This window comes from Flavobacterium anhuiense (assembly GCF_001705175.1).
GTDB classification, from domain to species: Bacteria; Bacteroidota; Bacteroidia; order Flavobacteriales; family Flavobacteriaceae; genus Flavobacterium; species Flavobacterium anhuiense.
On sequence record NZ_CP016907.1, the window covers coordinates 2,150,993 to 2,171,352 of the forward strand.

The window sequence follows — 20,360 nt, forward strand, 5'->3', positions numbered from 1 at the left end:
TTTCTGCAACAGTCACAGTTTTTAGTTTTGGATAGAAATCTAAAATCTAAAATCTACAATCTAAAATTAAAAATGCTCGTCAAAACCAAAGCCATAGTAATTTCATCTTTAAAATTTCAAGAAAAAAGCTTGATTGTAAAATGCTTTACGCTTTCCAGCGGACTAAAATCTTATTTTGTGCGCGATGCATTTTCGAGCCGAAAAGCCAGTCAGAAGATTGCGTATTTTCAGCCTTTTTCGATTTTAGAAATTGAAGCCGTTCATAAAAATAAAGGAACACTTGAAAATTTTAAAGAAATAAAAACTGCCGTTCCGTTTCAGAGTATTCATACCGATATTGTAAAAAGTACCATGGTAATGTTTCTTTCAGAAATGCTCCATTATTCTATTCAGGAAGAAGAAAAAAACGAACAGCTTTTCTTGTTTTTAGAAACGGCATTGACTTGGCTGGATCATCATGACGAAATTTCTAACTTTCACTTAATTCTTCTTTTAGAAATCACAAAATACCTCGGATTTTATCCTGATCTTTCAGATATTGACCTTCCTTTTTTCGAAATGAATGAGGGTATTTTTACGGTTTTCCACAATTCTACCGCTCTTTCGGAGCACGAAACCACTTTGTTAAAAAAACTTATCGAACTAAAGTTTGATAATAGCCAAAAAATCTTCAATGTAATTGAGAGACAAATTTTGCTAAAGGTTTTAATTGATTTTTATTCTTCTCATTTAGAGGGTTTTAAGCGTCCAAAATCGCTAGATATTTTGAAAGAAATTTTTTCATAAATAGCATTCCTATTTTTATATATTTGCTCAGTTAATTTTTACTAAAAAAATCCCATTTTTTAGTAAAAGCAATTTCTCATAAATATCTAAAACCAATAATTTAAAAAAAAAATCTACCATGAAGAAAATTACATTTTCGATTATTTTGCTTCTGTCGGTAGCGGTTTCATCAATTGCCCAAAGAAAATATGATGAAATAGTTACAACAGAAAATGCTGTCCAAGATTTGGTGCAGAATGGAGTTACTGGAATTGTTGTCTTTAAAGAAGGCGCATCTATTAAAGGTCTTGATCCTGAAACTAAAAAAGTTGTATGGACTTTAACTAAAGAAGATTTTGGAGGTAGATCAGTATTGGATATCGCAGGCGATACCGATCTTACAAAACTTTTTGCGGATAAAAGTACTTTAACTAATGTGCCTGGAAGCCCATATGTAGAAGCTTATCTTGAAAGTAAATATCTTATTATCAATACTGATACAGGTAAGGTAGTTTATAATTCTGCAAAAGAGTCTTTCTGGGTTACACAGTCAGATTTTATTCCTGAAACAAATGAGTATCTGCTTACTTTGAAAAAAGATGGAGATATGGCAATTGCATTATTGGATATGACAACTGGAGAATTAAAATGGAATACAACTGTTGATAAAGCAAAGTCTTTGTTTAGTTTTTCATTTAAAGAATCAGTAAATACAAACGTAGCAAAAGTACATGGATCTGTAATTTACTATTTATTATACGGAAAATTGTATTCTTTTGACAGAGCTACTGGAAAGTTAAACTGGAAAGGTGAAGAAGATTATTCTAAATTTTTCTTAACGCAAAATGATAAAAATATTGTTGTAGTAAATAATACAGGAACTTTTTCTACAAAACAATATTTAAATGTATTAAATACAGAAACTGGAAAAAGTATCTGGAAAGAATCTATCAAAACAAAGAGAGTGGTTTATCTTGAAGATTGGGGAACAAAAATATTAGTTGCGCACTACAGCGGATTTAACTTTTTTGACTTAAACACAGGAGAGAAAATTTGGAAAAAAGACGCTCGTGGAGATGGATTGAAAAGAGTAATTCCAATCGATCAAGATTTCTTATATGTTGCAGAAAATGAAATGATGTTGATTAACAAAGACGGAGAAAAACTTTGGAAAAAATTCATCGAAATTTCTGATGATAAAGAAGATCCAATTTACTACCTAGGGAAAGTTGGCGAAAAAGTAATGTACCTTACAGGAACTTACGGAAACATGGTAGATTATAAAACCGGAGTTAAACTTTGGAAACGTAATATCAATTTTGATAAAAATCGTCCAGTTTTACCTACTTACGATGAAACTACAAATTCTTACTTAGTATATAATGACGAGAAATTGTACAAATTTGATCCTAGCATTAGCGACAAGCCAGAGCCTTTTGCTAAAGTAAATATCAAAAGAGAAAAAGAATTAAACAGTATCGAGCAGTTTCCTTGGGGTGTTGTGCTTTCAGGTCCACTTGAAGTTATGGGAGTTAATATGGATGGTACAGTTAAATATCACCTTACTTATTCACAGCCAGGAGAAGGAACAAGACGTCTTATAAAAAGTGCTGCTATTGTTGGAAGTATTGGTTTAGGAGTTGGAGCTGGTGTGAGTGAATTTAAAGGTTCTGAAGTAACAATGACATACCGTGATTCTGATGGAAATATGAGAACTTCAGTTTTAAAGAAAGAAGATAAAACGAATAAAGATCAAGCAAAAGCTTATGCGGCTGGGGCAGCGGCACTTGGCGTAGTAGCGGCTAAATTTAACTCTCGTTTTAATGCAATGAAACAAAACAGAGACTTCTCTTATATCTTTGCAAAAGCAGATTCTGGAGAAAAAATTCTTGTAAAAGTGAGTAAAGTTGATGGAGTTGAAGTTGATAAAATTATCTTCAACAACAACAAGCCAATTTACGAAGTAGATCCTGCGACTCAGAATATTTTTTATGTTTCTGATAAGTCAATTCAGATCTTCAATAGAAAAGAAAAATAAAAAAAGATACGGCCATCAGGATTTGATTTTGATGGCTTTTTTTTGCCTATGAAAAAAACACTACTCCTTATAGCTTTGCTTGTAATTGCTTCAATTCAGGCGCAAGAAAAAATAAGCTCTAAAAAAAAGAAATTCTACATACCAGTAATTAACTACCCAGAATTTCCTATTCTTGATAATGCATTAACTCAGACCACTTTCTATCAAATGGATAAGCAGTTAATACAGGAAGAACCAATATTGAAAAAAAACTATTTTAATATAGAAGGCTTCATAAAAGATCCTGCGAACGGAAAACTAAGAATTTATTTAACCATTGAACTTCCGCAATATAAAGCCACTAAAATTGACAGTATTTTTGATAAAAAGAAAAACGGATGGAAGTTTCAGGCATTTTCCAATTATAGTGTAAAAATAAAAATGGAGGCGAAATGCGCAGATAAGCTTCTGTTGACCAAAGATTTTAATACAGTGGAATCCTATTTAATCGCTGTAGGTAGTCAAAAAGACAATTTGAAGGCTGCCGTTGAGATGAATAATAAAAAAATTGCAGAAGCAGAAAGAGACGGTAATTACACTGTTGCGGAATTAGGATTAGACACAGTAATTTACAGTTCTGTTCAAGCAATACAAAACTACCTTAATTATAAATTAAGATACACTATCGGTGAAGAAAAAATAAAGTTTGAATTTGTAACTTCAAAATCGCATCCTGAGTACGAGAAGTTGCTGGCATTTGAAAATGAAATTACAGCTCAGATGCAAAAAGTAACACTTGAAAAAGGTTTAGACGAAAAAACTTTGGCGCCTCATTTGCAATATTTGGAAAGTCTATTGGTAAAATATCCACTTTCTCCTGCAAACGAAAATATTCGTTTCATAGTTACAAACAATTTAGCAGAAACTTATTATTTGCTTGAAAATAAAGAAAAAGCGTTACTGTATGCTAATTTGCTTATTGAGAATGATAAGCAGGATTCAAGAGGATCTTCGATAGTTAAAAAAGTGAATAATGGCTTTTTTGTCGATAAAAAAATAAGAAGCCACACTACACGTTTTGCAGATCTTCAAAAATTAGGTCTTAAAATAGCGGAAGAGAAAGAAGAAAAAAGATTAGCATTTTTTGAAAAGATTCAGCAGCAAGATGCAGAATGGGAAATCGAAAAATCTAATCGTGAAGCTTATCTGGAAAAGATTAAAACGCAAAGACTTAATTTGCTTGATTCTATACCATATCAATTAAATGCAAATATTTTAGCTAAAGTAGTTGATAATTTGGGAGGAAGCCAAGCATTGAAAAAAGTAGAAAAAGCACATCTATTTTCTAAGATTTCAATTGAAGGGACAAATATTCCGCAGACAGAAGAAAAATGGGCAACAACATCGCATTATCTTCTTAAGAAAAAAATGCCTGAAGCTTATTATGAAATCGTAAACGGACCAGAAGCTTGGAGTCATGACGATCGTGAAACTGGACTCAATGCCAAATGGGCAAAATTAACATCATACGATTACAGCAATTTGTCTAAAAATGTTGATTTGGTAAACTTTCTAACCGACTTAAGACTCGATTTATGGAATAATTTTGAAGTTCTGGGTGAAGAAATGTACGAGGGAAAAATGTGTTATCATTTAAATTATTTTGAAAAAACATTGAGTTCGGGAAACAGAACAATTCCCAAAACTGATTATCATGTTTTTATTGATAAAGAAAATTTTAATATAGTTTCAACAGAAAAAACAGAATTTGACAATGGCAATAAAAGTTTTTTCGAAAGAAAACTATTTGGAGATTATCGCCCTGTAGCAGCTTTAAATTCTGGAAAAATTCCTCATAAGATCAATTATGAAATCGAAGATTTTAATGGCGAAACTTTTTATCAGGAAACACGCGAAAAAGTAGAAATAAATCCCGTTTTTGGAAATAGAATTTTTATGAAAGAAGTTTATTTCGGAGGATTTAAATAAGACTTTAGCTTGTTGGAAGTTATTTTAAGAATTGGTTGTTTTTTGATTTATTATGCTCAGAAAAATGAGAATAATGTCAGAAAGTAACCAATTCTTATGTTTTTGTATCTATTATCTCAACAAAAGTTTGTGAAATTTAAGGAAATTGGCGGTCAATAGTTCAAAATTTCTTACTTTCGCACCTCGTTTAAGAAAATGATAAAATGAGTACAAAATTTACTGAATACAAAGGACTTGACTTGCCAACTGTAGCGTCTGAAGTTCTTGATTTTTGGAAGAAAGAAAATATATTTGAAAAGAGTGTAACCACTCGAGAAGGTGCAGAACCTTTCGTATTTTTTGAAGGTCCGCCTTCAGCAAACGGATTACCTGGTATTCACCACGTAATGGCACGTGCGATTAAAGATATTTTTTGCAGATATAAAACTCAGAAAGGTTTTCAGGTAAAAAGAAAAGCTGGCTGGGATACTCACGGTCTGCCTGTTGAATTAGGTACCGAAAAAGAATTAGGAATTACAAAAGAAGATATTGGCAAGACCATTTCTATCGAAGAATATAACGAAGCGTGTAAAAAAACCGTTATGCGTTATACTGATGTATGGAATGATTTGACCGAAAAAATGGGGTATTGGGTTGATATGGAAGATCCGTATGTGACTTATAAACCAAAATACATGGAGTCTGTTTGGTGGCTTTTGAAACAAATTTACGATAAAGGTTTGTTGTACAAAGGATACACAATTCAGCCGTACTCTCCAAAAGCAGGGACAGGTTTGTCTTCTCACGAAGTAAACCAGCCTGGAGCTTATCGCGATGTGACTGATACTACAATTGTAGCGCAGTTTAAAACGCTTCCGGAAACTTTGCCTTCATTCTTGCAAGGTTTTGGAGACATCCACATTTTAGCTTGGACGACAACGCCTTGGACACTTCCATCAAATACAGCTTTGACAGTTGGGCCAAAAATCGATTATGTTTTAGTTAAAACTTTCAATCAATATACTTTTGAGCCGATTAATGTGATTTTGGCTAAAAACTTAGTTGGAAAACAATTCGGAAAGGGATATTTCGTAAGCGAAGACGACGCTGATTTTGATAATGTGAAAAACGGCGACAAAAAGTTGCCATACAAAATCTTAACAGAAGCAAAAGGAGCAGATTTAGTAGAAATCCGTTATGAGCAATTATTGCCTTACGTATTGCCATATCAAAATGCTGAAAATGCGTTTAGAGTAATTTCGGGAGATTTCGTTACAACAGAAGACGGAACAGGAATTGTGCATACAGCACCAACTTTTGGAGCAGATGATGCTAAAGTAGCCAAAGAAGCGAAGCCAGAAGTTCCGCCAATGTTGGTTTTAGACGAAAATGGAACTGCAGTCCCTTTAGTTGACTTACAAGGTAAATTCACTTCTCATGTAGGGGATTTGGCTGGTAAATATGTTAAAAATGAATATTACGATGCAGGACAAGCTCCAGAGAAATCTGTAGATGTTGAAATCGCTATTCGTCTGAAAGAAGAAAACAAAGCTTTTAAAGTTGAAAAATACGTGCACAGTTATCCACATAGCTGGAGAACAGACGAGCCGTTATTATACTATCCGTTAGATTCGTGGTTTATTAAAGTAACCGACGTAAAAGATAGAATGTTCGATCTGAACGAAACTATCAATTGGAAACCTAAATCTACTGGTGAAGGACGTTTTGGAAATTGGCTTAAAAATGCCAACGATTGGAACTTATCTCGTTCTAGATATTGGGGTATTCCTTTGCCAATCTGGAGAACAGAAGATAAAACAGAAGAAGTTATTATCGGTTCTGTTGAAGAATTGTACAATGCAATCGAAAAATCGATTGAAGCAGGCTTCCAAAAAGAAAATCCGTTTAAAGGATTTGAAATCGGAAACATGTCTGAATCAAATTATGATTTAATCGATTTGCATAAAAATGTTGTTGATGCTATCACTTTGGTTTCTGCTTCTGGAAAACCAATGAAGCGAGAAAGTGATCTAATCGACGTTTGGTTCGATTCTGGAGCAATGCCTTATGCACAATGGCACTATCCTTTTGAAAACAAAGACAAAATTGACGGGAACAAAGATTTTCCAGCGAATTTCATTGCTGAAGGAGTAGATCAAACTCGTGGATGGTTTTATACCTTACACGCTATCGGAACTTTGGTTTTTGATAAAATTGCATACAAAAACGTAGTTTCAAACGGTCTTGTTTTGGATAAAAACGGAATTAAAATGTCTAAGAGTAAAGGAAATACGATAGACCCATTTAAAACCATTGCAGAAAACGGCCCAGATGCTACACGTTGGTATATGATTATGAATGCAAATCCGTGGGATAACTTGAAGTTTGACCTTGAAGGAATTGCTGAGGTGAAACGTAAATTCTTCGGAACTTTATACAACACTTATTCTTTCTTTTCGTTATATGCTAACATCGATGGATTTAAATATGCTGAAGCTGAAATTCCGTTAAGCGAAAGACCAGAAATCGATCAATGGATTATTTCTGAATTGCATTCTTTAATCAAATTTGTTGACGAATGCTACGAAGATTATGAGCCAACAAAAGCGACAAGAGCAATTTCTGACTTCGTTCAGGAAAACTTAAGTAACTGGTACGTTCGTTTATGCCGTCGTCGTTTCTGGAAAGGAGAATACGCTAAAGATAAAATTGCAGCTTACCAAACGCTTTACACTTGTTTGTTAACTATAAGCAAATTGAGCGCTCCGGTAGCTCCATTTTTTATGGATAAATTATACAGAGATTTGACAACATCTACGGGAACCGAGGATTTTGCTAGTGTTCACTTGGCTGAATTCCCAAAATTTGTCGAAAACTTTGTTAATAAAACGTTGGAAAGCAAAATGCAGAAGGCGCAAACGATCTCATCTTTAGTTTTATCACTACGTAAAAAAGAGATGATCAAAGTTCGTCAACCTCTGCAAAAGGTAATGATTCCAGTACTTGACGACAATCAGCGTGCAGAAATCGAAGCGATTTCTGACCTTGTAAAAGCTGAGGTAAACGTGAAAGAAATCGAACTTTTAGATGATGCTTCTGGTATTTTAGTAAAACAAATTAAGCCTAATTTTAAAGCTCTTGGACCACGTTTTGGGAAAGACATGGGCTTGATTTCTAAGGAGATACAAGGTTTTTCGGCAGAACAGATCAACCAATTGGACAAGCAGGGAACGCTAGATATTGTTATTGCAGGAAATAGTGTAACTTTATCATTAGAAGATGTAGAAATTACATCACAAGATATCGAAGGATGGTTAGTTGCTAATTCAAACGGAATAACAGTCGCGCTTGACATTACACTTACCGAAGAATTGAAAAACGAAGGTATCGCTAGAGAATTAGTTAATAGAATACAAAACATCCGTAAAGATTCAGGATTTGAGGTTACGGATAAGATTAAAGTTCAAATAAAACGAGACGGTATTTTAGAAGATGCGGTTTCAAAAAATGAAGACTATATTAAGTCTGAAACATTAACAGACGAACTGGTTTTTGCTGACACGTTAGAAAACGGCACAGAAATTGAGTTTGATGACATTAGAACCATTATATTAATTTCAAAATAGTAGAAAATGATAGATGAAATTATTAGATACTCAGACGCAGATTTAGCAGAGTTCAAAGAAATAATCCAAGCAAAAATTAAAAAAGCACAAGAAGATCTTGATTTGATCAAAAGTGCTTATATGAACGATTTGAATAACGGAACTGACGATACTTCTCCAACTTTTAAAGCTTTTGAAGAAGGAAGTGAGACCATGTCAAAAGAGGCGAACTCTCAGTTGGCTATCAGACAGGAGAAATTCATTCGTGACTTAAAAAATGCTTTATTCCGTGTAGAAAATAAAACTTACGGTATCTGCAAAGTAACAGGTAAATTAATTAGCAAAGAAAGGCTTAAAATCGTTCCTCATGCAACAATGAGTATCGAAGCTAAAAACTTGCAGAGATAAATTTTAAGAAATATATCTTTAAATAGAAAAAACGCTCCTTTTTAGGAGCGTTTTTTTTGTATTGTTTAATGTTTGTTAAACCTCTATTTTGCTAAAGGGATTATCTATTGAAAGAAATTATTTATAATTAATCAAAATAAATTAAATTTTAAAAACACTTTTTTTGTAAGAATGAAATAGGTAAAACTACTTAAGATTTTTTAGAAATGGATCCAAAAAAACGCCTTGGTTAGAGGCGTTTTTTTTTAAAGTAAAATTGTTATGCCAGATTTTTTTCAACATCAGCTTTATGCTTTCTTAAAATAGCTCTAGTCATACCTAAATTTGCTTTTGAAGCATCAGCTGCAAGATAGATCATGAATTTTTTGTTCGGAGAAATATCGATAATATGAATTTGATTAGATAATGTAATCAAAATGTCTTCAATATCTTGGTTTAAGCCTAAGGCTTTTACTGCATTCAGTTTTGCTTTTACAACTTCAAGGTTATAAGCTGCTGCAAGTTCCGGATCAAAACTAGGGTCGATTGTTAAATTTCCAAAGCTTAATCCAGATTCAATTTCTGTTACAGCTACAGCGATAAAGCCGTTTACGTTGCTTTTCATTTCGCTTAAAAATACGTTTAAAAAATCATTGTTCATAGTTAATTAGGGTTAATTTGTTAATAGAATTTATGGTTATTTCAATAGGGAATTTTTGCTTAATTCTGCAGAAACTTCTTCTGTAGAGCGCATTAATAGAGCTAAATTGCTTCCTTCTTTAGAAAAAGCTACAATAAAGTTAGAGCCGCTTATTTTATTTCCAACAATAACACCTTCAGCACTTTTTAGATATAATTGTTTTAAAGAGCCTTTTTCTAAATCTATTAAAAACTTTTCGCTCATAGATAAAATGGCAGCGCTCATTGCGGCAATGCTATCGCCGTAATCAAGATTTAAGGAAGTGATAAGTTTTCCTTTTCCGTTTAAAATTAATGCTGCAGTAGATTTGGTGTTGACAAGAAAGTCGTTTAGAGTAGTTGTGATTTCATTCATGATTTTGTAGGATTTTGGGAAGAATGTTAAATTCAGTTCATTTGGTATTTGATTTATAAAATTAATTGCATGTTTTGATAAACAAGTGTTAATTTTTATTAACAAATATAAATTAAATTATGTATCATTGTAATACCAAATCAGTAATAATTTAAATTATTTACTACGAAAAACTTACATTATGGCTAAGGTATTGAAATTCAAAGAAGTAAACTCTGATGTAGAGCGCAGAATGAAAGAATTTGAAAAACTGCGTGTTAAATTTAAAGCAGATGTAAAAAAGGGTGAAGCTAAGAAGTTGGCTGCCGGAAAAGAAAGCAAAGGAATCTTCAAATCCATTTCAGATTTTTTCTCCGACAGTCCAAAAACGCCAGCAAAAGCTACTGTGAAAAAGTAAACTTTATCAGGTTTAGATTAGCATATAAACTTGTTTAGTTTGTTGCGAAAGAATTAACGCTCCATTAGGAGCGTTTTTTTTGATTTAATTGTTATTTTTGCCCATCAAAAAATCATAAAATGTCATTACGAAAAGCGTATTTCCTTATATTCCTAGTTTTAATTGTTGATCAGCTTTCTAAAATTTATGTCAAAACAAATTTCGTTCTTGGCGAAGAGGTTGTGATTGCCGACTGGTTTAGAATTCATTTTATTGAAAATGAAGGAATGGCTTGGGGAACAAAAATACCAGGTGAGTACGGAAAGTTAATTCTAACTGTATTCAGGATTTTTGCTGTTTTCGGAATTGGCTGGTGGCTTTCTGATTCGATAAAAAAACGTCATTCTACTTATTTAATAGTTGCTATTGCATTAATCTTCGCTGGAGCGGCAGGAAATATTATCGATTCTGTTTTTTACGGAGTTATTTTTGATGACAGTACCCATAATCTTGCGACAATTTTTTCTCCAGCTCCATACGGAACTTGGTTTCATGGATTAGTTGTAGATATGTTCTATTTTCCTATCTGGGAAGGGAATCTTCCGGAATGGCTTCCAATATTTGGCGGAAAACATTTTGCCTTCTTTAATGCTATTTTTAACGTGGCCGATATTGCAATTTCTACAGGTGTAGGAATACTTTTGGTTTTCAATAGAAGAGCTTTTCCAAAACACTAATAAATTTAAAAATTCCAAAATTTTCAAAATTCCAAATCCCAATATTTATAGCATTCGCAACAAAAAGATATTGGAATTTGGAATTTTTCATTATTGAGGGTTGAATATTTTGTATTATTTTTACAATACAAAAAAATAAAACTATGCAAAGTCCGTCTTTTTCCATTTATGATGCTTCTGCGGGATCAGGAAAGACATACACTTTGGTAAAAGAATATTTGAAAATTATTCTTTCTTCTCCAAAAAACGATGCATATAGAAATATCTTAGCCATTACTTTTACCAACAAAGCGGTTCATGAAATGAAAAGCCGTATTGTTGGAAATCTATCTGAATTCGCAAAAGATGATCCGTCTCCAAAAGCGGCTGATTTGATGGAAGACTTATCACGAGATACTAGGCTTTCACTTATTAAAATTAAAACTAAATCGCAGCAAATCATTAAGCACTTGATTCACAATTATGCTGCTTTTGATATTTCTACCATTGATAAATTTACCCATAAAGTTATTCGTGCTTTTGCGCACGACCTGAATCTTCCGATGACTTTTGAAGTCACTTTGGATACCGAAAATTTATTGGTTGAAGCTGTTGATGCCATTATTGCGCAAGCGGGTGAAGACGAAACCTTGACCAAATTGCTCATCGATTTTACAATGGAAAAAACCGACGATGACAAAAGCTGGGATATCTCGCGTGAAATTCTCGACACGGGAAGATTGGTTTTAAACGAAAATAATCGAAATGAGATTCTGCATTTTCAAAACAAAACAATCGGGGAGTTTGTCGAGATTAAAAAGAAAATGCAGGGGCTTTGCAAAGGGTTGGAAGAAATCAATGAAGGTCTTGCTATTAAAGCGATTGAATTGATTGATAAAAACGGAATTGATCCGAAATCATTTTCAAGAGGAACTTTTCCAAACCATTTGCAAAGTATTAAGGAAGGAAAGTTTAATCCGAAAAATAAAACTTTTCATGAGTTTGATGATATTGCCATTAACAAAACGGCAAAAGACCGAGCGTTAATTGAAAATATTATTCCTGAATTACTTCAAATATTGAAAGAAGTTTATCAGAATTTCGAAAAAAGAGATTTTTATAAAGCCTTTCTAAAAAATATTACCCCACTTTCTTTACTGAATACTGTAAGTAATGAACTTGCAAAAATTCAGTCAGAACAAAATATCTTGTCGATTTCAGAATTCAATGCGATTATTCATCGTGAAATTCAGAATCAGCCCGCGCCTTTTATTTACGAACGTTTGGGTGAGCGTTACCGCAATTTCTTTATTGATGAATTTCAAGATACATCAGAAATGCAATGGCAGAATTTAATTCCACTGATTGATAATTCACTTTCGGGTTTAGATGATTTAGGAAATAAAGGGACTTTAATGATAGTTGGGGATCCGAAACAATCTATTTATCGTTGGCGTGGTGGCAAAGCTGAGCAATTTATAGAATTGAGCAAAGAAGAAGTTACTTTTTTTCATCATGAGAAAAAAGTCAAACATTTAGATACAAACTATAGAAGCTATAGTGAAGTTATTGAATTCAATAATGCTTTTTTTAAATTTATTTCTAGCGAATTTTCAAATGAAGATTATAAAAATCTTTATGAGAATCATAGTTTCCAAAACACCAATTCGAAAAAAGGCGGTTATGTAAACATATCGTTTCTTCCAATTATTGATAAAAATGATTTTGCTGATGAAGAAGATGTGGTTGAAAAATCAGATTTGTATGTTTTAGCCACTTTAAATACAATCAAAGAGGTAGTTAAGCAAGGTTTCGAATATAAAGATATTGTAATTCTGACCAGAAAAAGAGATCAAGGAATTGCAATTGCTAACTATTTGACAGAACAGGGAGTTCCTCTTTTGTCTTCAGAAACTTTGATGATTCAGAATGCTTCAGAAGTTCGTTTGATAATTCATCTTCTTAGATATTTAAATAATAGTTCAGATTTAGAATCAAAAGCTAACTTTCTACATTTTTTGGCTTCAACTACAGATTTGCTTATGCCTATTCATGATTTTATTGCGATGGGAATGAGTTATAGATTTGAAAAAGAATTCGAAGAATGGCTTTTAACATTTGATGTTTCTTTTTCTTTTGAAGACGTTCGAAAAAAATCATTGTATGAAGCGGTAGAAATTATCATTTCTAAATTTATTCTTCCATCAGAAGGAAATGCTTATGTGCAGTTTTTTCTGGATATTGTTTTGGAAAGAGATATTAGAAACCAAGCAGGAGTAGCGGACTTTTTAGTTTTCTGGGATAAAAATTCTCATAAGTTTAGCATTCCATCGCCGGAGGGGAATAATGCAGTTCGAATTATGACCATCCATAAATCAAAAGGATTAGAATTTCCGGTTGTAATCATGCCTTTTGCAGATGAAGATTATAATCGAAAACCAAAAGATAAATTGTGGCTTGATACAGAGGAAATAGATTTAGGAGTTCCAAAAGCATTGGTTGATAATAGCAGTGCGGTTGAAAGTTTTGGAGAAAGTGCTTCGGCAGTTTTTAATTTAAAAAAGCAAGAAGAGCTTTTGGATAATATAAATGTGCTTTATGTTGCTTTAACTCGTGCAGAAGAACAATTGTACGTGATTTCGCAATCGCTAAAAGCTAAAAGTGATGGTGAATATCCCAATAATATGGCTTCTTTTTTTATTAAATTTTTGATTCATGCAGGAGTTTATGATGAAGAAAAAATGAGTTACGAATTTGGAAATAAAGTAAGGTTGTCAAAAAACTCTTCAATGGTTGATACGGTTAAATCCATTCCGATTGTGAGAGATGTTTTGAATCCGAAAAATATTAAAATTGCCCAACGGGAAGCCCTAATGTGGGGGACGCATCAACAAGAGGCGATTTCCTACGGAAACATTGTGCACGAGATTTTGGCTTTTGTTAAAGATAAATTGGATATTGATTTAGCAGTTACAAAATCCCTAGAAAATGGTTTGATAACTTATGACCAAGTTGATCAGGTGCTGCAGACTTTGAAAGAAATTGTAAATCATCCAGAGCTCAATGTATGTTTTGATGGAAGTCATACTGTACTAAATGAGCAAACAATTGTTCAGAAAGAAGGAAGGATTTTAAAGCCTGATCGAATTGTATTTTTGGAAAACAAAGAGGCTTATTTGCTGGATTATAAAACTGGGGCGTCCAATGCTAAATATCAGCAGCAAATTAAGGAATATCAAGACGCAATTGAAGATTTAGGATACACAGTGTTAAAAAAAGCTCTAGTATATATTGGAGCAGAAATTGAGATAGTAAATTTGTGAAAAAATTAATCAGATGTTAAAGAAAAAACGAAGCTTTATTTTGGTTAAGTTGTTAATTTTTAACGTTTTAAATAAATAAAAAATGTACGGTAAAATAAAAGAGCATTTGCAAAAAGAGTTGCAGACAATTGAGGAAAATGGAATTTTCAAAAAGGAGAGAATTATTACTTCTCCACAAGGTGCTGAGATCACAATTTCGACTGGAGAAACAGTATTGAATTTTTGTGCAAATAATTATTTAGGACTTTCTTCTCATCCAGAAGTAGTGCAAGCGGCAAAAGATGCAATGGATACCCACGGTTTCGGAATGTCTTCTGTGCGTTTCATTTGCGGAACACAGGATATTCATAAAACATTAGAAAAAAAGATCTCTGACTTTTATGGTACAGAAGATACTATATTATATGCGGCTGCTTTTGATGCTAATGGAGGAGTGTTTGAGCCTTTATTGGGAGAGGGCGATGCCATTATTTCAGACAGTTTAAATCACGCTTCCATTATTGACGGGGTTCGCTTGTGTAAAGCGGCTCGTTATCGTTATGAAAATAATAATATGGATGATTTAGAGCAGCAGCTAATCAAAGCAAATGAAGCAGGAGCACGTTTCAAGCTAATTGTAACTGACGGGGTTTTTTCTATGGATGGATTAGTGGCGCCATTGGATAAAATTTGCGACTTAGCTGATAAATATGACGCTATGGTAATGGTTGACGAATGTCATGCCGCTGGCTTTATAGGGGCTACAGGAAAAGGAACGCTTGAAGCAAAAGGAGTAATGGGAAGAGTTGATATTATTACAGGGACTCTTGGAAAAGCTTTAGGAGGAGCTATGGGAGGTTATACCACTGCCAAAAAAGAAATTATAGAATTATTGCGTCAGAAATCTAGACCTTACTTGTTTTCAAATTCATTGGCACCTGCAATTGTTGGAGCTTCAATTAAAGTGTTTGAATTATTAGAGAAAGATACAGCGCTTCGTGACAAATTAGAATGGAATACCAATTACTTTAAAGAGGGAATGAAAAAGGCAGGTTTCGATATTATTGATGGAGATTCTGCAATTGTTCCTGTTATGTTATATGATGCAAAATTATCTCAGACAATGGCAAACGAACTTTTGAAACAAGGTATTTACGTTATTGGATTTTTCTTTCCTGTAGTTCCAAAAGATAAGGCGAGAATACGTGTTCAATTGTCTGCAGCGCATGAAAAAGAACACTTGGATAAAGCTATAAATGCCTTTACAGTTGTCGGTAAAATGTTAAAAGTTATATAATTACCACTTTGGTTAAATTTTTGTAGGTTTTTTTTAACATTTCATTTTGTATTTAAAAAATTTGGTGTTACTTTTGCTTGTAATTAACTAAATTGTAATTAAAAAAATTAAGTATGAAACATCTTAACAAACTTTTAGTTGCTGTATTGATGGCGATGGGTTTAAGTTCTCACGCGCAAGACAGTAACAATCCATGGGCGATCTCTTTCGGGGTTAATGCTGTGGATACTAGAACAAGTTCAGGAGCTGGTCATGGGTTTTTTGATCAACACTTCTCTCAGCCTTTCGCTGTAAAAGACAACTGGAATATTCTTCCTTCTTTATCTTACATTGGTGTGTCTAGATATGTTGGTAGCGGTTTCTCAGTTGGTTTACAAGGATCTGTAAACAAAATTGATAAATATGTTGTTTTCGATTGGACACATGCAGGTGTTGACGGAAGAGGTAACTATGTTACTAACCCTGGTGACTTAATGTACTACGGAATTGATGCTACTATTAAATACAGCTTCCAAGAATTGATCAAATCTAAAGTGATTGATCCTTCGTTATCTGTTGGTGGTGGTTATACTTTCTTCGGAGATAGTAGCTACGGAACTGTAAACCCAGGTGCTGGTTTAACTTTCTGGTTTACTGATGCTATTGGTCTTGAGCTTGCTACAAGATACAAATGGGCTGTAAGTGGTGATAGACAAGATGCAGCTGGTGTTCCAGATGCTCCATCTCACTTCCAACACACTGCAGGTTTAGTTTTCAAATTCGGAGGTAAAGATACTGACGGAGACGGAATCTATGACAAAGACGATGCTTGTCCAGATGTTGCAGGTTTAAAACAATTCAACGGATGTCCTGATACTGACGGTGACGGAATCGTTGATGCTTCTGACGCTTGTCCAGATGTTTTTGGTTTAGCTGCATTAAACGGATGTCCTGACACTGACGGTGACGGAATCGCTGATAAAGATGACGCTTGTCCAGATGTTGCTGGTTTAGCTGCTTTAAAAGGTTGTCCTGATACTGACGGTGACGGAATCGCTGATAAAGACGATAAATGTCCTACAGTTGCTGGTCCTAAAGAAAACGGTGGTTGCCCATTCTTAGATGCTGATAAAGATGGTGTTGCTGATAAAGACGATGACTGTCCTACAGTTGCAGGTCCTGCTAGTAACAGAGGATGTCCAGAAGTAACTTCTGAGGCGTTAGAAGATCTTAAAGTTCAAGCTAGAGCGGTATACTTCAACTCAGGAAAAGCTACTTTCAAAACTGGAGATAAAGAAACTCAAGCTAGATTAGATGCTATTAAAGAAATCCTTAAAAACTATCCAAACGCGAAATTCTCTATCGAAGGACACACAGATAGTACAGGTTCTGCTAAAGTTAACCAAAAACTTTCTGAGGACAGAGCTAAAGCTGTAATGGACGCTTTAATCCAAAGAGGTGTTAATCCAGAAAACTTAGAGTCTAAAGGATTTGGTTCTAGCCAACCAGTTGCAAGTAACAAAACTGCTGCAGGTAAAGCACAAAACAGAAGAACTGAAATTAGACACGTTGGTTCTAAATACCAAGGTAAACTATAATTTTAGTTTCTAAATAAACATGAAAAGCCATTCTTAATTGAATGGCTTTTTTTATTTTTATACTATGATAAATGATTCTTTTCTTCAAAAAATTGCTTCTGTTGTAATTCAGGATTATGTTGGGAAACTTTCTGAGATAACAATAGTTCTTCCAAATAAAAGAGCAAAGGTTTTCTTGATTGAAGCGCTTAAAAATGAAACGTCTAAGACTATAATTGCACCACAGATTACTAGTATAGAAGATTTTGTTCAGGATGTTGCGTCAATTCGTTCTGTAGATTCGATTGAGCTTTTGTTTGAATTTTATGAGGTTTATTTGTCTATTACAGAAAAAAAGAATCAGCAATCTTTTGAGTTATTTGCAAATTGGGCCAAAACGCTTTTGCAAGACTTTAATGAAATTGACAGATATCTTTTAGATCCTTCTCACGTATTGTCTTATCTAAAAGATATTGAAGATATAAAAAGATGGGGGCTTGAAGTTGATCAAAAAACAAAACTTTTAGAAAATTATATTGATTTCTGGAAATTGCTTCCCGTTTATTACGAATCATTATATAGCCATTTGCTGTTTAAATCAATTGGATACCAAGGTTTGATTTATAGAGAAGCTGTAAATAATCTCAATCATTTTTCTAATACTATTGGAAATCGGACTTTTATTTTTGCGGGATTCAATGCGTTGAATGCTGCCGAAGAAAAGATCGTACAGCATTTATTAGCATTAGACCAAGCAAAAATTTATTGGGATGCAGATCAAGCTTTTCTAAATGATCCATACCATGATGCTGGCCTCTTTTTAAGACGATTTAAAGAAAGCTGGAAACATTATAAGTCAAATGTTTTTGAATGGATTGTGGATGATTTTTCGCAGTCAAAAAACATTCAGATTATAGGAACTCCAAAAACAATTGGCCAAGCAAAATTAGCGGGTAGCATTATTGAGAATTTAATCGATCAAAATCCTGATGCTTCTTTAGATAAAGTTGCAGTTGTGCTTGGTGAAGAAAATTTATTGGTTCCCGTTTTGTATTCTCTTCCAGCATCTGTTGGAGCATTGAATATTACAATGGGATATTCAGGAAAGAATAATCCATCCCAGATTTTTGTCGCTAAATTATTTAAAATGCATACCAATGCGCTTTCTCGAAAAGGCGGGAGCTATGTTTTTTATTACAAAGATGTGCTCGATATTTTAACCCATCCTTTGGTTGAACCGTATGCTAATGCACAAAGGTTGGTAAGAATTATTAAAGAGAATAACTATACTTTTATAACTCATCATAAAATTTTAGAGCTTCATCCTGAACCATCAATTTTCTTTAATCTGTTGTTTGAAAAATGGGAAAATGGTTCTGTAGCTGTTCTAAAGAATATTTCAGCTTTATTAATTGCAATTAAAGATCATTTTAGTAATGATAATGAAGAAGAAAAAATTGCCAAAGCATTTGTTTACGGTGTTTTTAAAGTGATTAATAAACTTATAAATTATTATTCGAAACATCATCATATTGATAATATAGATACTCTTCATTCGATTTACAAACAAATTATAGATCTGGCAGAAGTGTCTTTTGAAGGAGAACCGTTACGTGGCCTGCAGATTATGGGAGTTTTAGAGAGCCGTGTCTTAGATTTCGAGACCGTAATCATAACTTCTATGAATGAGGGAAAATTTCCTGCTGGAAAATCTCAAAATTCATTTATTCCATATGATGTCAAAAGAGAGTTAGGGCTTCCAACATTCAAAGAAAAAGACGCGATTTATACCTATCACTTCTATCATTTGTTGCAAAGGGCAAAAAATATTTATTTGATTTATAATACAGAAAACGACGGATTAGACGCTGGTGAAAGAAGCCGCTTTATTACGCAATTGGAAGTTGAAAAAAAATCAAAGCATAATATCACTTTTGATATCTATAATCCAGATTTGCCAAATACAGCTTACGAACCGATTTCTGTACCTAAATCTGAATTGGTAATGGAGAGGTTGAAGGAAATTGCTGTTAACGGCTTTTCTCCTTCTGCATTGACAAGTTACATCCGGAATCCAATTGAGTTTTATTTTCAGAAAATATTACGAATTCGTGAAGTAGAAGAGGTTGAAGAAAATATAGCTCTGAATACTTTAGGAACGATTATTCATGAAACATTGAAAGCGCTTTATGAACCATTTATAGGGAAATTTATTTCTGAGAATGACCTTCTCAATTGTTTCAAACTATTGGATGATGAAGTCCTTAAGCAATTTAAATTGGTTTACAAAGAAGGCGAAATCAAAAAAGGAAGAAACCTCTTGGCTTTTGAAGTGGCAAAACGGAATGTTTCCAATTTCCTGAAAATGGAATTAGAATCAGTTAAAAATAATGAAGCGATTCAGATTATTGCTTTAGAGCAGACTTTTGAGCGTCAGTTTGTTCATCCAAAACTGCCGTTTCCTGTTTTGATTAAAGGAAATGTCGATCGTATTGAACGCCGAGATGGAAAAATTAGAATTATCGATTATAAGACAGGAAAAGTAGAAAAGTCTAATGTAGTTCTCAAAACTTGGGAAGGATTGACACAAGAGCTTAAAAATGATAAAATCATTCAGGTTTTAGCTTATGCTTTCATGTATGAGAAAGAGGCGGGAGAGCTTCCAATAGAAGTCGGAATTATTTCATTCAAAAATTTAAAATCTGGATTTTTGCCGTTTGGGTTTAAAGAAGAAAAAGATTTAAATGTTTTGATTACTTCACAGATATTGAATTCGTACTTAGAAGAAATTGCTAATTTGCTAGCAGAGATTTTTGACGTACATATTCCTTTTGAAGAGAAGATTTAGTATGGCAAATGTTTATATCTTAATAGCTCATTCTAAATAAATTATTCGTTAAAAGGAATGTTGTTTATTTATGGCTAAACAAAATTTGATTTGATAATCAATAAGAAAGCCGAACTTTTTAAGAAATACATCTTAGAAGTTCGGCAATTTTATAGATGCTTTTAGCTGAATATTTTTTTGAAAAAACCTTTTTTAGATTTTTCTTCAGAAGGTGTAGTATTAATATGTCCGTTTTCAATACGAAACCTTCTAAACCTTTCCAGTTTTACATTTAAGTCAAAGCGTAATTCGTCAACAGTTTTCATTTTATAAAATTTTTTTGCAAAGCTATAGAAAAACTTCTGCGAAATGCAATAAAGTACAAATGTTAATTTTATAAATGAGTTTTATAGAGTAAAATGTTATGTTTTTGATGTTGTTTACTTTTTATGTTAATTTTTTTTGCATTTTTTCTGAAAAAAAATAGGAA

General features: G+C 33.2%; 14 protein-coding genes. 11 read left to right on the forward strand and 3 right to left on the reverse strand.

Annotated elements, in window-relative coordinates; genetic code table 11:
• Positions 1 to 72 precede the first annotated feature (72 nt).
• From recO to BB050_RS09160, 5 genes are all read left to right on the forward strand, one after another.
• Positions 73 to 786 (forward strand): DNA repair protein RecO, encoded by a 714-nt coding sequence (gene recO, locus BB050_RS09140; protein WP_066035128.1) that lies wholly within the window; start codon positions 73 to 75, stop codon positions 784 to 786.
• 118 nt (positions 787 to 904) lie between these two features.
• A complete protein-coding gene (locus BB050_RS09145; protein ID WP_008465302.1) occupies positions 905 to 2,803 on the forward strand; it encodes an outer membrane protein assembly factor BamB family protein in 1,899 nt (632 codons plus the stop codon).
• Positions 2,804 to 2,851: 48 nt separating this feature from the next.
• On the forward strand, positions 2,852 to 4,771 hold the full coding sequence (locus BB050_RS09150) for a hypothetical protein (RefSeq protein WP_066033365.1): 1,920 nt from the start codon (positions 2,852 to 2,854) through the stop codon (positions 4,769 to 4,771).
• 203 nt (positions 4,772 to 4,974) lie between these two features.
• Positions 4,975 to 8,376, forward strand: a complete 3,402-nt coding sequence (gene ileS, locus BB050_RS09155; RefSeq protein WP_066033366.1) for an isoleucine--tRNA ligase — start codon at positions 4,975 to 4,977, stop codon at positions 8,374 to 8,376.
• 6 nt (positions 8,377 to 8,382) lie between these two features.
• Entirely contained in the window at positions 8,383 to 8,763 is a 381-nt protein-coding gene (locus BB050_RS09160) for a TraR/DksA family transcriptional regulator (RefSeq protein WP_008465297.1), read from the forward strand.
• Positions 8,764 to 9,022: 259 nt separating this feature from the next.
• Here the strand turns inward: BB050_RS09160 and BB050_RS09165 are convergent, their stop codons facing one another.
• Together BB050_RS09165 and BB050_RS09170 are read right to left on the reverse strand one after the other, a co-directional pair.
• Positions 9,023 to 9,403 carry a hypothetical protein gene (locus BB050_RS09165; protein ID WP_008465296.1) on the reverse strand — a complete coding sequence of 127 codons (381 nt, stop codon included), beginning with the start codon at positions 9,401 to 9,403 and terminating at the stop codon, positions 9,023 to 9,025.
• Between the two features lie 36 nt (positions 9,404 to 9,439).
• On the reverse strand, positions 9,440 to 9,796 hold the full coding sequence (locus BB050_RS09170; RefSeq protein WP_008465295.1) for a roadblock/LC7 domain-containing protein: 357 nt from the start codon (positions 9,794 to 9,796) through the stop codon (positions 9,440 to 9,442).
• A 181-nt stretch (positions 9,797 to 9,977) separates the two neighbouring features.
• Between BB050_RS09170 and BB050_RS09175 the strand changes: the two genes are divergently transcribed.
• The 6 genes from BB050_RS09175 to BB050_RS09200 all read left to right on the forward strand — a co-directional run bounded on the left by BB050_RS09175 (position 9,978) and on the right by BB050_RS09200 (position 19,891).
• Positions 9,978 to 10,193, forward strand: coding sequence for a hypothetical protein (locus tag BB050_RS09175; RefSeq protein WP_066033367.1), 216 nt, complete (start codon positions 9,978 to 9,980; stop codon positions 10,191 to 10,193).
• A gap of 119 nt (positions 10,194 to 10,312) precedes the next feature.
• Positions 10,313 to 10,909, forward strand: coding sequence for a lipoprotein signal peptidase (locus BB050_RS09180; RefSeq protein WP_008465291.1), 597 nt, complete (start codon positions 10,313 to 10,315; stop codon positions 10,907 to 10,909).
• 143 nt (positions 10,910 to 11,052) lie between these two features.
• Positions 11,053 to 14,211, forward strand: coding sequence for a UvrD-helicase domain-containing protein (locus BB050_RS09185; protein WP_066033368.1), 3,159 nt, complete (start codon positions 11,053 to 11,055; stop codon positions 14,209 to 14,211).
• Between the two features lie 82 nt (positions 14,212 to 14,293).
• A complete protein-coding gene (gene kbl, locus BB050_RS09190) occupies positions 14,294 to 15,487 on the forward strand; it encodes a glycine C-acetyltransferase (RefSeq protein WP_066033369.1) in 1,194 nt (397 codons plus the stop codon).
• 113 nt (positions 15,488 to 15,600) lie between these two features.
• On the forward strand, positions 15,601 to 17,064 hold the full coding sequence (locus BB050_RS09195; RefSeq protein ID WP_066033370.1) for an OmpA family protein: 1,464 nt from the start codon (positions 15,601 to 15,603) through the stop codon (positions 17,062 to 17,064).
• A 64-nt stretch (positions 17,065 to 17,128) separates the two neighbouring features.
• Entirely contained in the window at positions 17,129 to 19,891 is a 2,763-nt protein-coding gene (locus BB050_RS09200; protein WP_066033371.1) for a PD-(D/E)XK nuclease family protein, read from the forward strand.
• 161 nt (positions 19,892 to 20,052) lie between these two features.
• On the opposite strand, the gene BB050_RS21845 is transcribed toward BB050_RS09200, so the two are convergent.
• The gene (locus BB050_RS21845; protein WP_157498581.1) at positions 20,053 to 20,196 is read right to left on the reverse strand and encodes a hypothetical protein; all 144 of its coding nucleotides are present in this window, start codon (positions 20,194 to 20,196) and stop codon (positions 20,053 to 20,055) included.
• Positions 20,197 to 20,360: the final 164 nt, after the last annotated feature.